The following is a 14,498-nucleotide window of genomic DNA, read 5'->3' as shown; positions in this document are numbered from 1 at the left end:
AGAGGGAGTTTTGTTTCGCCAACTGCCCGGGCTGCATTAATTTGAGGTCAGGCTAAATGAGCAAAGGATCCACAAGCAGTGACGCCCCGTTTGGGACATTGTTAGGCTACGCACCCGGCGGCGTAGCGATTTATTCATCAAATTACAGTAGCTTAAATCCGCAGGACTACCCGGATGACGCGACGTTTCGCAGCTACATCGGCAATGAGTATATGGGGCATAAATGGCAGTGCGTTGAATTTGCGCGCCGCTTTCTGTTCCTGACCTACGGGTTTGTCTTTACCGACGTGGGGATGGCCTATGAAATCTTCTCCCTGCGTTTCCTGCGCGAAGTGGTCAATGACAACATTCTGCCGCTGCAGGCATTCGCCAATGGCTCCCGCCGTCCGCCTATCGCCGGTTCGCTGCTGATCTGGCAGAAGGGCGGCGAGTTTAAGCACACCGGCCACGTCGCGGTGATCACCCAGCTTGTGGGCAATAAAGTGCGTATCGCCGAGCAGAACGTCATTCACTCGCCGCTGCCGCAGGGCCAGCAGTGGACCCGCGAGCTGACCCTCGAGGTCAAAGACGGCCGGTACACCATCAAAGATACCTTTGCCGATACCGAAATTTTAGGCTGGATGATCCAGACCGCCGATACCGAACACAGCCTGCCGCAGCCGGTGCTGCCGGGTGAGGCGATGGCGATCAAAGGCGCGCGGCTGCCAAACAACGGCCAGTTCCGCGGTAAATGGCTGAACGAGAAAGACCCGCTGCAGAAAGCCTATGTGGCGGCCAACGGCCATTTCATTAACCAGGATCCCTATCAGTATTTCACCATCAGCGAAAGCGCCGAACAGGAGCTGATCAAGGCCACCAACGAGCTGCACCTGATGTATCTGCACGCCACCGATAAGGTAATGAAGGATGATAACCTGCTGGCGCTGTTTGATATCCCGAAAATCCTCTGGCCGCGTCTGCGTCTTTCCTGGCAGCGCCGTCGTCATCATATGATCACCGGGCGCATGGATTTTTGCATGGATGAGCGTGGGCTGAAGGTGTACGAGTACAATGCCGACTCCGCCTCCTGCCATACCGAAGGCGGGCTGATCCTCGAACAGTGGCTGAAGCAGGGCTACTACGGTACCGGCCACAATCCGGCGGAAGGTCTGCTCGATGAGCTGGCGGGGGCGTGGAAACACAGCCGGGCGCGGCCCTTCGTCCACATCATGCAGGACAAGGATCTGGAAGAGAACTACCACGCGCAGTTTATTCAGCGTTCGCTGACCCAGGCCGGTTTTGAGAGCAAAATTCTCTTTGGTCTTGATGAGCTGCGCTGGGACGCCGCCGGCCAGTTGATCGACGCCGACGGGCGGCTGGTCAACTGCGTCTGGAAAACCTGGGCATGGGAAACCGCCATTGAGCAGGTGCGCGAAGTCAGCGCCGATGAGTACGCGGCGGTGCCGATTCGTACCGGACATCCGCAGAATGAGGTGCGGTTGATTGACGTCCTGCTGCGTCCTGAAGTATTGGTATTCGAACCCCTGTGGACGGTGATCCCCGGCAACAAAGCGATTCTGCCGGTGCTGTGGTCGCTGTTCCCGCATCATCGCTATCTGCTGGATACCGATTTTGAGGTTAACGACGAGCTGGCGAAAACCGGTTATGCGGTCAAACCCATTTCCGGGCGCTGCGGGAACAATATCGACCTGATCGGTCCTCAGGATGAAGTTCTGGATAAGACCAGCGGCCAGTTTGTCGATCGCAAGAATATCTACCAGCAGCTGTGGTGCCTGCCGAAAGTGGACGGTAAGTACATTCAGGTGTGCACGTTTACCGTCGGCGGTAACTACGGCGGTACCTGCCTGCGCGGCGATTCGTCGCTGGTGGTGAAAAAAGAGAGCGATATCGAGCCGTTAATCGTTTTGAAAGACAAAGCATGACGTGCGAAACCCGGGTAGCGGCATACCCCTGTCCGGGTGACAACGTACAGAAAAGGATAGCCCCGGCATGGTCAGCGCCGCCGGGGAACACCTGCAACGAAGCCAAGATAATTAACACAACAACAAGACAGAAAAGGAAAATAGTATGCACGATCGGCGTCTCGCCGCCCGCGCGGGTGAACTCAAGCCCTCCGCCGTCCGCGAACTTCTCAAGCACAGTAAACTGCCCGGCGTGATCTCGCTTGGCGGCGGCATTCCGGCCCCGGAATTGTTTGATACCGAAGGCCTGGAGCTGGCGGTGCAGAAGGTGATGAGCGAACGTTTTCATGACGCATTCCAGTACGGTCTGACGGAGGGCTACCCGCCGCTACGTCAGGCGGTGAGTGAAATCTGTCACTCCCGTGGCGTGACCTGTTCTCCCGCTCAGGTCTATATCACCTCCGGCTCGCAGCAATCGCTGGATATCGTTGCCCGTACGCTGCTCGATCCAGGTGACACTATCGTCGTTGAACGTCCCACCTATCTGGCGGCGCTACAGGTGTTTCAGCTGGCGCAGGCCAATATTCTCAGTGTCGACACCGATGATGACGGGATGCTGGTGGAGCAACTGGCCGACCTGCTGGAGACCACCCGCGTCAAAGCCGTTTATCTGGTGCCGACGTTCGGCAACCCCGGCGGCAAAACGCTGAGCGAGACGCGTCGTCGTCGCCTGGTTGAGCTGGCGAAAAAATATGACTTCGTCATTCTGGAAGACGATCCCTATGGCGAAATTAGCTTCACTGACGCCGTTCGACGCCCGCTCTATCAGCACGCGGTTGAGCTGGGCTGTGAAGATCAGGTGGTCTACACCTCGACCTTTTCGAAGATCCTCGCGCCGGGGATGCGCATCGGCTGGGTCGTGATGCCGGACTGGCTGGCGCAGCAGACGGTGATCGTCAAGCAGGCGGCGGATCTGCATACCAATATGCTTTCGCAGGTGATCACCGCGGAGTACCTTGGCATGAACCGGCTGGAGAACCAGATTGCGTTGATTCGCGAAGACTACCGCAAGAAGTGTGTGGCGCTGGCCGACGCGCTGGAAAGCCGCCTTGGCGAGCACCTGGAATTCAGCCGCCCGCAGGGTGGCATGTTCCTGTGGGCGCGTTTCCGCTATCCGTTCGATACCATGGAATGGATGAAGAAAACGCTGGAAAACGGCGTAGTCTACGTTCCTGGCGAAGCGTTCTATCACGATAAGCCGGATACCCGTACTCTGCGTCTCTCCTACTCCACGGTGTCTGAGGCCGGGTTGCTGACGGCCGTTGAGCGGCTGGCGGCCTCCCTGTAATGACTCTGCTGTGCGCCGCGTAACGACGGCGCACAGCCCTTCGCGGCGAGAGCGGGAGGAACTGACGTTAGCGTCCAGCGCCAGGGTCAATCTGTCTCGGCGATCCGGTCATCCAGCCAGACCAGCATCAGCGATGCGAGAAAAGCAACCGCAAAGGTGCCAATAAACAACCACATAAATGTCCCTCGCGGGTTAATTATTTTTCTGATTTTACCGGAGAGCGATCGTTTCGGTCGGAGATGGAGATTTTTGTCCCAGCAGAATGGCTGGCGAGAGAGAAAAAGTCATCGGCATCAATATCGAAGTTGAGAATAATTTCCCTGTATTTCCCACCGTTAATCAATGCGTTGGCTTCTTTAATACTACTGGCAATAATGACTGGCATCAGTTTTATCTCATTTTGAAAACTGAGAAGCAAAATAAGAGTTAGTTCGTACCAGATCAACTACTTTTTATAGTATGTCGCAGCAGAAAAAAACGTCATATCGCGGCCCCGCAAGAGCGGGGTGTTTTATGGCGGTCATCTGGCTACCAACAGCACAATCTCATTCGACGCTGAAGATATACTGCGATTTCGCCCCCCATCAGGATGATTTTCCCTGCTGTTTTTCGCGCAATATCTCGCCACAGCGCTGCCGATCTTCGCCCAGTGTTTGCTGCTCCTGCGCGCTGAGCTGGCGCCAGGTGTCCAGCATCCGCTGCCCCAGCGCCGGCAGGTAATGGGTTTTATGCAATGCATAGTCCGAATTTCCCCCTTCGACGATATTTTGCATATCGTGGAGGAACTGGCGGCTGTCGTCATGATCGATCATGCAAAAGACTGCCCGGTAGTAGGCTTCTTCATCTGCGGTGTAATGCGGGGTGAACCACCAGACCAGCAGCGCGATAAGCGCCAAAAGCGGGATAATAAAAGGTAATTTTTTCAACATCAGTTTTTCGGTCGGAGACAATCAGCCGTCAGTGTACCTGCAATGACGGCCTGATGTAAGCGCCGGCCCCGGCGGGCCGGCACAGGCTAGTAGCCGACCGGGTAGATGCGGCCGGTCTGAACGCCTTCAATGCTGCGACGATAGGCCTGCGCCACGGCGGCGGCGGGGACGCTGGCAAAGCCCGGGAAAAAGTCGCCGTAGGCCGCCAGCGACTCGCTGAGCACGGTGGGGCTAATGAGATTGATGCGGATCCCGCGTGGCAGTTCGCAGGCGGCGGCGCGCACAAAGCCCTCCAGACCGGCGTTGACCGTCGTGGCATTGACCCCCTGAGCAATGGGCTCCTGGGCGACAATACCGCTGACCAGAGTAATCGACCCGCCGTCACGCAGGAAATGCTGCCCGATCAGCGCCAGGCGAATTTGCCCCAACAGCTTGTCCTGCAGCCCGAGGTTGAACTGACTGTCGGTCATGGTGCTTAACGGCCCAAAGTGCAGATTGCCGGTGGTGGAGACAATCGCATCTACTTCGCCCGTTTGGGCAAACAGCGCCTCGACGCTCTCCTGCGAGGTGATATCCACCTGATAATCCCCCCGGGTGCGGCCGACGCGGATAACGTCATGTCTCTGGCTCAGCTCTTCGCTGACCGCACGACCGATGGTGCCGCTGGCACCGATAACGATAATTTTCATAGCTGACTCCTGATGAGGTGAGACGCTATTCTTTAATAAAACGAATATCGGATAAACTGGCTAAAAGTTAGAACATTACTAACCAGAGGTTAGCAATATGGATAAGCTGCGAGGGATGGAGACGTTTATTGCCGTGGTGGAGTGCGGCAGCTTTACCGGGGCGGCGTCGCGCCTGGGGCTGTCGGCGGTGATGGTCGGAAAATATATCGCCCAGCTGGAAAGCCAGCTGGCGACGCGTCTGCTGGAGCGTAACACCCGACGCCAGAGCCTCACCGACGCCGGGCGGGTCTATTTTGACGAAGCGAAACGGGTGATGGAGCAGGTTTCTATCGCCGAAAGCGCGGTCGAGCGGCTGCGGCTGGCGCCCGCCGGCACCCTGCGAGTGAGTGCGCCCACCTCGTTTGGCGCCAGCGTGATCGCGCCCCTGACCTCCACCTTCCTGCAGGCCTGGCCTGCGGTCCGGGTGGAGCTGGATCTGACTAACCGGATGGTCGATCTGGTGGATGAGGGGGTCGATCTGGCGATCAGGATTGGCGAGATCCATCAGGAGGATCTGGTGGCCCGCTATCTGGCGCCGTATCGGATGGTGATCTGCGCCGCGCCGGCTTATCTGGCGCGTTACGGGACCCCCGGGACGCCAGAGGATCTCGCCGATCATCTCTGCCTGTCCCATACGGTCTGGACCGCCCGCAACGAGTGGCGGCTGCCGGGCATGGAGGGGGAAGTTCGCTGGAAACGCGATGCGATTTTACGCTGCAATGATGGTTACGCGCTGCGCCAGGCGGCAATCGCCGGGGCCGGGCTGCTGATGCAGCCGGAGGTGCTGCTGGCCGATGCGCTGGCCAGCGGCAGCCTGGTGCGGGTGCTGGAGGCCTGGACCCCGCAGCCGAGACCCGTGCATCTGCTCTGGCGCCAGGATCGTCGGCCCCTGCCGAAGCTGACGCAGTTTATTGCCCATCTTCAGCAGGGAATGGCCGACGCGCTGACAATGACCCGCGCGTCGGAATAATCACTCCTCCCGCAGCGCCTGCTGCCAGTCGGCAATCAGATCGTTGGGATCTTCGATCCCCACCGACAGGCGGATCAGCTGGGGCGTGATGCCATTCTCCAGACGTTTCTCCAGCGGGATCGAGGCATGGGTCATGCTGAACGGCTGGCTCACCAGACTCTCCACGCCGCCCAGGCTCTCCGCAAGCGTAAACCAGCGCAGCTTGCTGATAATGCGCTCGGCGTAACCTTCATCGCCCTTCACCACCACCGAAATCATGCCGCCGGGCAGCGCCATTTGCTGGCGCGCCAGCTGATGATGCGGGTGCGAGGCCAGCCAGGGGAACCAGACTCGCTCCACTTCCGGCTGCTGTTCCAGCCATTCGGCGAGCTGCAGCGCGTTCGCGCTGTGGCGCTCCATCCGCAGCGCCAGGGTACGGATACCACGTAGCGTCAGGAAGCTGCTGAACGGGTCGAGTACACCGCCTACCGCATTCTGCAGATAGCCAAGCTTTTCCGCGAGCTCGGAGTTATCGCCAACCACCGCCAGGCCGGCGACGACATCGGAATGGCCGTTGAGGTATTTGGTCGCGGAGTGCACCACAATATCAAATCCATGCTCCAGCGGGCGATGGATCGCCGGCGAGGCGAAGGTGTTATCGGCGACGCTGATCAGGTTATGGCGTCGCGCGATGGCGGCGATGGCGCTGAGATCCGCCAGCTTCAGCAGCGGGTTGGTGGGCGTTTCCACCCAGATCATGCGCGTATCGGGGCGGATCGCCGCTTCAATCCCCTTCAGGTCGTCGGGTTTCACCCAGCTCACCTGCAGACCAGCGCTACGGCGGAGCACGTTTTCCAGCAGGCGGTAAGTGCCGCCATACACATCATCGACCGCCACCAGGTGACTGTCCTTATCCAGCAGCTCCAGCACGGTGGAGATGGCGGCCAGCCCGGAGGCGAACGCGTAGCCGCGCGTGCCGTTTTCCAGGTCGGCGATCGCCGTCTCCAGCGCGTGGCGGGTAGGGTTCCCACTGCGGGAATATTCATAGCCGGTATGCTGCCCCGGCGCCGGCTGAGCAAAAGTGGAGGTGGCGTAAATCGGCGGCATCACTGCGCCGTGGCTGTCGGTGAAGGTTCCGCTATGTACGCTCAGGGTGTGGATAGATGACATAAAAAAATTCCTTATTGTGCGACTCGGTTACGCCAGGCGGTTAGAACATCGCTGCGGGTGACCAGGCCAAGAAAACGCGCGTTGTCAGCGATCACCGCCACCAGACCGCGATCGAGAATAGCCTGCAGTTCGCTCTCTGGCGCACGCTTATCGAGAGTTTCAACATGGCGGCTCATCGCTTCGCTGACCGGCAGGGAGAAGCGTTGGCGATCGCCCTGTACGTGGCGGATCAAATCCCACTCATCGACAATGCCGACCACGCGGCCATCCTCCAGCACCGGCAGCTGGGAGATGTCATACAGCCGCATGCGGGTAAAGACTGCGGCCAGGGTGTCGTCCGGCGCGGCCGTGACGGTGGCGCCTTCGTCATGGCGCAGGGCGATAAAATCACTGAGATCGCCCTGTTCGGGCCGGGCGATCAGTCCTTGCTGGCGCATCCAGTCATCGTTGAACATTTTGGACAGGTATTTATTGCCGCTATCACAGGCGAAGGTCACCACCCGTTTCGGACGGCTTTGTGCCCGGCAGTAGCGCAGGGCGGCGCTGAGCAAGGTGCCGGTGGAAGAGCCGGCCAGCACGCCCTCGACCTGCAGCAGCTGGCGCGCAGTCTGGAACGCTTCGCGGTCGCTGACGCGATACGCGGTATGTACCCCCTCCAGCCTGGCCAGCGGCGGGATAAAATCTTCGCCGATCCCTTCGACCAGCCAGGATCCCGTTTCGCCGTAGCGTCCGGTATCGACCTGATCGGCAAGGATCGAACCCGCCGGATCGGCGAGAATAAATTCCGTTTTCGGCGAGTGTTCAGCAAACCAGGCCTGAAGCCCGCCCAGCGTACCGCCGGAGCCGACGCCGACGACGACGGCGTCGATATCGCCCTCCAGCTGCTGATAAAGCTCCGGCGCGGTGGAGGTAGCGTGCGCCAGCGGATTAGCGTCGTTATTAAACTGGTCGATATAAAAGGCGCCCGGCGTTTCATCGGCAAGGCGGCGGGCATAATCCTGATAATAGGCAGGATGGCCTTTATTGACGTCGGAACGGGTGAGCAGCACCGTCGCGCCCAGCGCCCGCAGGTGAAAGATTTTCTCGCGGCTCATTTTGTCCGGCACCACCAGGATCAGCCGGTAATTTTTCTGCGCCGCGATCAGCGCCAGGCCGAGGCCGGTGTTGCCGGCGGTGGCTTCGATTATCGTTCCTCCGGGCGCCAGTTTTCCCTGGCGCTCGGCTTCATTAATCATCGACAGCGCAACGCGATCTTTAATTGACCCGCCGGGATTCTGATTTTCCAGTTTTAAAAACAGACTGCAGGGGCCGGTATCCAGTTTGTGCAACTGGAGCAGGGGAGTATGACCGATCAGGTCGCTCACGGAATGAAACAGTGACATAACCATTTACCCACTCGTTTAAGATATTTTTGCATGGTAGAGCTGTGAAAACGGTAATTTAAAGAACATTTCTCTGCCTGTTAGCGTCAAATGGAATATAAGATGCTATTTGGCCATCTGGAGGGAAAGCAGGGTAGCCACCTGGGCGGATCGATTGCCAGAAAAGGGCGTTTTTAGCCGCTTTTGGCGAGAAAATGGCGATTTGAATCAGCGTGTTATCTGATATCTGAAAATGTATTTTCGAAAAAATTCTATGGGGAATAGGCCTTAATGGCACAGAGGATACGGCGTGGTAGAAACCTACAGATATAGGGCGCAGAAAAGCAAAAACCCAGCCATAGGCTGGGTTCTCTGAATAAGTGGCGGACTCGGAATCATATCCACGATTAACGTGCTGTTTGTTATTGGTGTTGTTGGTATTTCTTGTAAACAGCGCCCCACGAAGGCCCCCATAAAAAATCGTTATTTAGCGAATGGGGTTTCGTTATGTGTGGAGTCAAGTCCACACATAACGGTCTGAGGTCCACATATAGTGGCTGGAACTCCATACATAGCAGCGCCAAACAACCCCTCCTACATTATGCAATCAAAGCCCCATTCCCTTTAGTGTTGAACATCTTTCAAACTTATATTTGATATGTTGGAACAACGGTTTTTGAGATAATCAGAAACGATGTTTTTTCTAATTTATAGATTCTATTAGTATTTTTGGTATACTTTTGAGATATCGTCATGCACCAGTTGAGATAACTAAACATCATGGCTCAATTTAATCACTTTGAACTCTCGCTTCTGAACCCCAGCTTTGACTCCCCTTTGGTCGATGCGCTGACGGAACTGGAGTTACTCCGACACCTGCGGCTGGAAACCGATGTTCACCCTATCCTGTTTGCGCAGTTGAAGGCGGTTTTCCACATGCTGGAGAGTCTTGGCTCTGCAAGGATTGAGGGAAATCACACCACGCTTGCCGACTATGTTGAAAGCAAAGTTGAAGGGACGCAGAGTTCGACGGACCAGCTCAAAGAAATCAATAATATTGAAGCCGCGATGGAGTATATCGACGAATACCTGAGCAACGGCGATGAGATAACGGAATATTTTATCCGCGAGTTGCATAGTCTGGCTGTCGTCGGGCTGCAACAGGAAGGCGACAGAACGCCCGGCGCATATCGACAACATAATGTCAGCATCGCTCAGTCTGACCATCTGCCACCGGACCACATCCGCGTTGCTGATTATATGGCGGAACTGACCGCCTTTATTAACCGTGCCGATAAGCCAAAGTACGATCTGATGAAGATTGCACTGGTGCATCACCGCTTTGGCTGGATACACCCCTTTGGCAATGGTAATGGCCGAACGGTCAGGCTGCTGACCTATGCGTTACTTATCAAGTATGGTTTTAATGTTCAGGCAGGTGGCCGGGTACTCAATCCGACTGCGGTATTTTGTAACGATCGTGAACGCTATTACGCCATGCTTTCGTTAGCCGATAAGGGAACAGAGCAGGGGCTGGAAGAATGGTGCTTATATGTGCTTTCGGGGATCTCCTCTGAGCTGAAGAAAGTCGATCAACTGACAAACCACGCTTTCCTGAGTGAAAAGATCCTGTATCCGGCCATCGATTTTTCGTCGGAGAGAGGAGTGATAAATCCGCTGGAATCAAAGGTTTTGAAACGTTCTGTTGAACTGGGGACGATAAAAGCGGGCGATCTCCGCGCTGTTTTGCCCGATCTGAAACCGACGCAGGTGACTTATCAGCTTGGTAAGCTGATTGAGCGGGGACTGCTTCAGCCGGTAGAACAGGGGGCTCGTACCTATACGGCGAAGTTTTCTAACTCGTATCTGATTCGTGGGGTGATTAAGGTTCTGCGGGACGAGGGGTTTATTCCTGACTTGTGATAACACCCCATCTGTAATTCAGATGGGGTGTTATGTTAAAGCAGGGCCTGAATTTCAAGCCAATATAATTTGTTCTGTTTAACCTTTGACTTGATTTCAGCTCTGTTTAATATGTATAACTGATTGTTTTCTTGATCATATTTAAGGTGTTTAGGGAAGTTTTTCTTTAAAAATATTGCACAATGTCTGGAAAATCCCATAAATTGCAGTTGCCATACAATCGGATCATTCGAGCCAAACTCTATGAATTGTGACCAATTTGCTCCCGGGTTATTTTCAAAAACAAGTGAAAGAAGTTGGCAATAATGTGAAATATAATTTTGTAGTTGATAACCTATTTTTAATTCTATATCTTTAATTGTATCATTTACTAATTTTGTTATATGAATAGAATTATTTTGATCAAATGGCTCTTGAGTCTTATCTGAAAGATAGATATTCTTTCTATTCGATATGTAATAAACAATCGCGTCAGAGATAATTTCACTTAATGTATTGCCATGCATCCACTTAGTTAAAATGACTGCGTAATATGGAATTGAATTAAAATTAAGACGGTTTAATCCTTTACTATATTTATCTATTTGATAAATATTGAATATGAGGGCCAATTTTTCTTTTATTTCTTCATTTGTAGGATTCCATGATAACTTTAGTTCGTCAATTGAATAATTCCTGATGCAATTAAATGCATTATGTTGTGAGTTAATAGCAATATGGCTATTTGCTAATAAAATATGTGTAGGTATGTTAATGTTATCTATGCTTTTCAAGGCATAATGTAATATATCGTTATTTCCATTATTTCTGAAATAATTGATAAGTGGTAAATTATTGGCTTTGTCAGTTCGTAGGGTATCAATCCTTACCATATCACTTAGTGTTCTGAGAAATTCGCTATTTTGAATCCCCTCAGTAGAACCAGTTTTTATTATTTGTTCTAGCTCTTTAATCCTTTTAGAATCGTTAAGATAAAAGCTGGGAGTTAGTTCAATTTCATTTTTATTGGATAGAATTAAATTTTTTACCGCTTTATCATTCCAGGTCCCACTTTCATCTTTTACGCAAAATATATCACCAGCTAACTCTATGGCTAGTCTTCCAGCTCTGCCTGCGAGATTCCAAAAATCCACAGGTTCAAAATATCTAGTACCCTTTTTTGATGTCAAAATAAATACTGAACGTGCGGGTAAATTTACCCCCTCAAGAAGAGTTGATGTGCAAAACAGGTAATCAATATTACCTATTTTAAAGTTGTATTCAATAAGATCTCTTATTGCTTGTGGCAGGTTTCCGAAATGAAATGCGACTCCATACTCTATAGCTTCAGCAAGTTCGTAGCCGGTATGCACAAATTCTCGGACCTGAGATGCTAGATCAAAATTTTGAGGTTTCTTGTTACTTTGTAATTTCTTTATGTAACGTAGGAAATCCCTTGTTCGAGATAATGTATTATCGATACCTCCAGTGTAAATAATCTTACTTTTCCCTTTGTTAATCTGGAAGATAAGATCATTAACAGATGTATAAGTCTGATTAACATTATCTATATCAATTAATTTGTTTTTATCAACATAACTAAACTTGTTGTTTAATAAATCAATAAAGTATAAGTTCTGAGCTGTAGCGCCTTCTATGCTGCGATAAACTTTAGCATGGTCCCGATTAAATAAATCATTAAATACTTCAGGGTTGGATAAATTTGGTGATGAGAAAAATAGTTTTGCGTTTGGATTTAAATTTAATGTTTGTTCGATCGCGGAATAGGTTACGAGACTTCGTGTATCATTTTTAATAGTAAGTTTTTGTGCTTCATCGACAAAAATATAATCAATAATTATATCAGGACATGTACTAATTAAACTAACTAATCTCTCTGGAGTCAATACGAAAACATACCCTTTACTATGATCAATACCTCCTCTGAGCATGTAAGATGTTGTTACTATCTTATACTGATTGCCATCAATTTCATCTCTTAGTTCATTTTTTAATTTTAATGTACTTTGGCTAATTAATGCTCTAGTTGGGACTATGAGCACTATATTTTTTTTAGCATTACCAAAAACAATATGTTTTATATATTCATTTATGACAAACGATTTCCCCATTGACGTAGGGCCGGCAAAGCTTAAAGTGTTTGAGGTAATTAGGGATTGATAAAGTTCATATTGTTTGTCTGTAAAAAATAATCCATCTATAGTAGTTCTTTGGAATGATTTTTTTATGGATGATTCTATTTCTCGGTCTAACGGTAAATGTACTCCTTGTGAGATTAAATTATCTGCGGCAAATATACCTAAACGATTTATGACCGCTGAACCTATCATTTTAAAATAAGGATCATCTGAATGAAATGCAGCTATTTTACTTATGATTTCAAATGATTTTGTTCGATGAGCTTCAACAAGTGAATGAGATAGAATATCAGCAAAACGTAAAGCTTTCTCTATTTTTGTTGTGTCAACAAATGGCAGATTATGAGTGCCGTTATTATTAAACAAACAATTATCGTATAAAATTGATATATATTTATAGATCTCTTTAAAATAGCTACTTGTATAAGCGTCCATCGAAAGACGTTGTGCTAATGGAATTTTTCTTGCTACATCTTTTTCGTTCATAATTTTTATCCAATTGTTAGCATTTCTTGGATTAATTTTTTACGAGTGATATCTATGTCTGTGAAAGGGACAATGTATATATGAAAGTCGTGACCAAAGAGTTTATGCTTTATAATTCTTTTTTCTATCGTATCAATTACACGAGAAGCATTATTTTTTACTAATGAATATGTCCAATCTCGGAATTCGTTGTTTCTCATAGACAATTGTGTATCACTTACAGGTAACTCAAATCCTAGGAAAACGCCAAAAGCTAGATCAAGGTTTGGCCCATTATTTCCTGAAGGTAATAGTATAGATTTTATTGTCTCATATCCTTCTTCAGTAACCATTTCATTTATGACATGAGTATCTATTAGACCTCGTTCAAATCCTAATCCGTTGGCTTTAAAGTCAGCAATAGAGTCAAACGCTTCACGAGCCCCCTCCAGTAAGTCCGAGTACATTTTGGACTCGCCAAAGACTAGTTGATAATTATTGTCGATCTCTAATAAATGTATACCATCGGAACCTTTGATATAATCATTTGCATCAGTCTTTAGCTCCATTTTGGATAGTAATTTAGGTGCGTTGAGACCTGATTCAAGGAATGCGTATAATAGTAGTTCACCTAACTCACCTTCATTTGATGTATAGGTACGAAATTTCTGTATTGCCTCTAAATATGGTTTGGGACTAAAAGATGGATGATTTTTTTCAAACTCAGCTATTCTTCTATTCGAATGTACGTAACAGACTATTAAGTCTCTTAATTCCTCAACCAATTTGTTATAAACAAAACTGTTACTCTCAATGTTTAGAACATGTAAGTTTACGGTAGATTGCCGTGGTGCTTTGTCTAATGTAAGTGTTCTAAATAAATTCAAGAACCGCTTGTTGACTCGTATGGGCAGCAGCATATCCATAATACCTTGTTGTTATCATGGATGAAATTTATCATGTGTGCCTCGTTTTGTCGATTTTATACTCACAGTATATATACTGTATAAAAACACAGTCAAGAGTAATTTTCAATTAAATTCGCTGTACCCTAGAACCACGGTAAGCCATTTGGACAAGAATTTATTAATGAAATGAATGTTTTTTACTAATGCGATTTTTAATATGTCAAATAAGTTAAACTACCTATAAAACAAATAATTACGGATATCAGCAGCTTACGCGCCGCATCGCGCTTTTCGTGGGCTTCCGCCAGCGTAATCTATGGATAGGGCCAAAGGCCAGAGGATTTCCTCACCTTCAAAACGGTAGCGGAAATACCATAGCTTAGAGTCGGTGATAAATATCGTCAGGTACAGACCTTGTGTGTCGGTGAGCTTGTAGTATTTTGCGAGGGGCTTTGCAGCGCGGATTTTACTGTCATTCAGAGTCACATGAGGGTCTCTTCATTCATCGAACTGAATGACCCGCAATTTGACCCCAAATTTTCCGAATACATAGAGATAAATAGAAACGTATCTGGAAAGATTTTTAATCTAACCTATTGAATTTAATAAACGATGGGGTGCATAGAGAAGCATAAAAACAGAAAAGTGGTGCCCGGACTCGGACTAACGCCGCAGGCG

11 protein-coding genes and 1 pseudogene are annotated in these 14,498 nt (G+C 50.0%); 4 read left to right on the top strand and 8 right to left on the bottom strand.

What is annotated here, in order from left to right; translation table 11 throughout:
- Window positions 1-56 precede the first annotated feature (56 nt).
- Together gss and HMPREF3142_RS11730 are read left to right on the top strand one after the other, a co-directional pair.
- Complete coding sequence (gene gss, locus HMPREF3142_RS11735; protein WP_025710485.1) at window positions 57-1,922, top strand: bifunctional glutathionylspermidine amidase/synthase; 1,866 nt, start codon at window positions 57-59, stop codon at window positions 1,920-1,922.
- 145 nt (window positions 1,923-2,067) lie between these two features.
- Entirely contained in the window at window positions 2,068-3,249 is a 1,182-nt protein-coding gene (locus HMPREF3142_RS11730; RefSeq protein WP_008806493.1) for an aminotransferase-like domain-containing protein, read from the top strand.
- A 196-nt stretch (window positions 3,250-3,445) separates the two neighbouring features.
- Here HMPREF3142_RS11730 and HMPREF3142_RS11725 read toward each other — a convergent pair whose 3' ends face one another.
- The 3 genes from HMPREF3142_RS11725 to HMPREF3142_RS11715 form a co-directional block, all read right to left on the bottom strand.
- A complete protein-coding gene (locus HMPREF3142_RS11725) occupies window positions 3,446-3,634 on the bottom strand; it encodes a hypothetical protein (RefSeq protein ID WP_008806492.1) in 189 nt (62 codons plus the stop codon).
- 199 nt (window positions 3,635-3,833) lie between these two features.
- Entirely contained in the window at window positions 3,834-4,178 is a 345-nt protein-coding gene (locus HMPREF3142_RS11720; protein ID WP_012540552.1) for a hypothetical protein, read from the bottom strand.
- Between the two features lie 86 nt (window positions 4,179-4,264).
- Window positions 4,265-4,867, bottom strand: coding sequence for a short chain dehydrogenase (locus HMPREF3142_RS11715; RefSeq protein WP_012540553.1), 603 nt, complete (start codon window positions 4,865-4,867; stop codon window positions 4,265-4,267).
- Window positions 4,868-4,964: 97 nt separating this feature from the next.
- On the opposite strand from HMPREF3142_RS11715, the gene HMPREF3142_RS11710 reads away from it, so the two are divergent.
- On the top strand, window positions 4,965-5,876 hold the full coding sequence (locus HMPREF3142_RS11710; RefSeq protein ID WP_048268213.1) for a LysR family transcriptional regulator: 912 nt from the start codon (window positions 4,965-4,967) through the stop codon (window positions 5,874-5,876).
- On the opposite strand, the gene HMPREF3142_RS11705 is transcribed toward HMPREF3142_RS11710, so the two are convergent.
- Window positions 5,877-7,025: a trans-sulfuration enzyme family protein gene (locus tag HMPREF3142_RS11705; protein ID WP_064171219.1), complete on the bottom strand. Its 1,149-nt coding sequence runs from the start codon at window positions 7,023-7,025 to the stop codon at window positions 5,877-5,879.
- 11 nt (window positions 7,026-7,036) lie between these two features.
- A complete protein-coding gene (locus tag HMPREF3142_RS11700) occupies window positions 7,037-8,413 on the bottom strand; it encodes a pyridoxal-phosphate dependent enzyme (RefSeq protein WP_162493234.1) in 1,377 nt (458 codons plus the stop codon).
- Window positions 8,414-9,166: 753 nt separating this feature from the next.
- Here HMPREF3142_RS11700 and HMPREF3142_RS11695 point away from each other — a divergent pair.
- Window positions 9,167-10,309 carry a Fic family protein gene (locus tag HMPREF3142_RS11695; RefSeq protein ID WP_048268211.1) on the top strand — a complete coding sequence of 381 codons (1,143 nt, stop codon included), beginning with the start codon at window positions 9,167-9,169 and terminating at the stop codon, window positions 10,307-10,309.
- A gap of 35 nt (window positions 10,310-10,344) precedes the next feature.
- Here the strand turns inward: HMPREF3142_RS11695 and HMPREF3142_RS11690 are convergent, their stop codons facing one another.
- The 3 genes and pseudogenes from HMPREF3142_RS11690 to HMPREF3142_RS29855 form a co-directional block, all read right to left on the bottom strand.
- A complete protein-coding gene (locus tag HMPREF3142_RS11690) occupies window positions 10,345-12,933 on the bottom strand; it encodes a DEAD/DEAH box helicase (RefSeq protein WP_049155801.1) in 2,589 nt (862 codons plus the stop codon).
- Between the two features lie 5 nt (window positions 12,934-12,938).
- Entirely contained in the window at window positions 12,939-13,838 is a 900-nt protein-coding gene (locus HMPREF3142_RS11685) for a HamA C-terminal domain-containing protein (RefSeq protein ID WP_223170042.1), read from the bottom strand.
- A gap of 233 nt (window positions 13,839-14,071) precedes the next feature.
- Window positions 14,072-14,306 (bottom strand): annotated as a pseudogene (locus HMPREF3142_RS29855) (Arm DNA-binding domain-containing protein); the annotation flags it as partial.
- Window positions 14,307-14,498 lie beyond the last annotated feature (192 nt).

This window comes from Klebsiella sp. HMSC16C06, assembly GCF_001808325.1.
GTDB classification, from domain to species: domain Bacteria; phylum Pseudomonadota; class Gammaproteobacteria; order Enterobacterales; family Enterobacteriaceae; genus Klebsiella; species Klebsiella variicola.
This window is presented reverse-complemented; position numbering and strand designations above follow the sequence as displayed.

What these genes read in the sequence shown, in the direction of transcription:
- gss (WP_025710485.1), top strand. Translation starts at nt 57, where the DNA reads ATGAGCAAAGGATCCACAAGCAGTGACGCCCCGTTTGGGACATTGTTA.
- HMPREF3142_RS11730 (WP_008806493.1), top strand. Translation starts at nt 2,068, where the DNA reads ATGCACGATCGGCGTCTCGCCGCCCGCGCGGGTGAACTCAAGCCCTCC.
- HMPREF3142_RS11725 (WP_008806492.1), bottom strand. Translation starts at nt 3,634, where the DNA reads ATGCCAGTCATTATTGCCAGTAGTATTAAAGAAGCCAACGCATTGATT.
- HMPREF3142_RS11720 (WP_012540552.1), bottom strand. Translation starts at nt 4,178, where the DNA reads ATGTTGAAAAAATTACCTTTTATTATCCCGCTTTTGGCGCTTATCGCG.
- HMPREF3142_RS11715 (WP_012540553.1), bottom strand. Translation starts at nt 4,867, where the DNA reads ATGAAAATTATCGTTATCGGTGCCAGCGGCACCATCGGTCGTGCGGTC.
- HMPREF3142_RS11710 (WP_048268213.1), top strand. Translation starts at nt 4,965, where the DNA reads ATGGATAAGCTGCGAGGGATGGAGACGTTTATTGCCGTGGTGGAGTGC.
- HMPREF3142_RS11705 (WP_064171219.1), bottom strand. Translation starts at nt 7,025, where the DNA reads ATGTCATCTATCCACACCCTGAGCGTACATAGCGGAACCTTCACCGAC.
- HMPREF3142_RS11700 (WP_162493234.1), bottom strand. Translation starts at nt 8,413, where the DNA reads ATGGTTATGTCACTGTTTCATTCCGTGAGCGACCTGATCGGTCATACT.
- HMPREF3142_RS11695 (WP_048268211.1), top strand. Translation starts at nt 9,167, where the DNA reads ATGGCTCAATTTAATCACTTTGAACTCTCGCTTCTGAACCCCAGCTTT.
- HMPREF3142_RS11690 (WP_049155801.1), bottom strand. Translation starts at nt 12,933, where the DNA reads ATGAACGAAAAAGATGTAGCAAGAAAAATTCCATTAGCACAACGTCTT.
- HMPREF3142_RS11685 (WP_223170042.1), bottom strand. Translation starts at nt 13,838, where the DNA reads ATGGATATGCTGCTGCCCATACGAGTCAACAAGCGGTTCTTGAATTTA.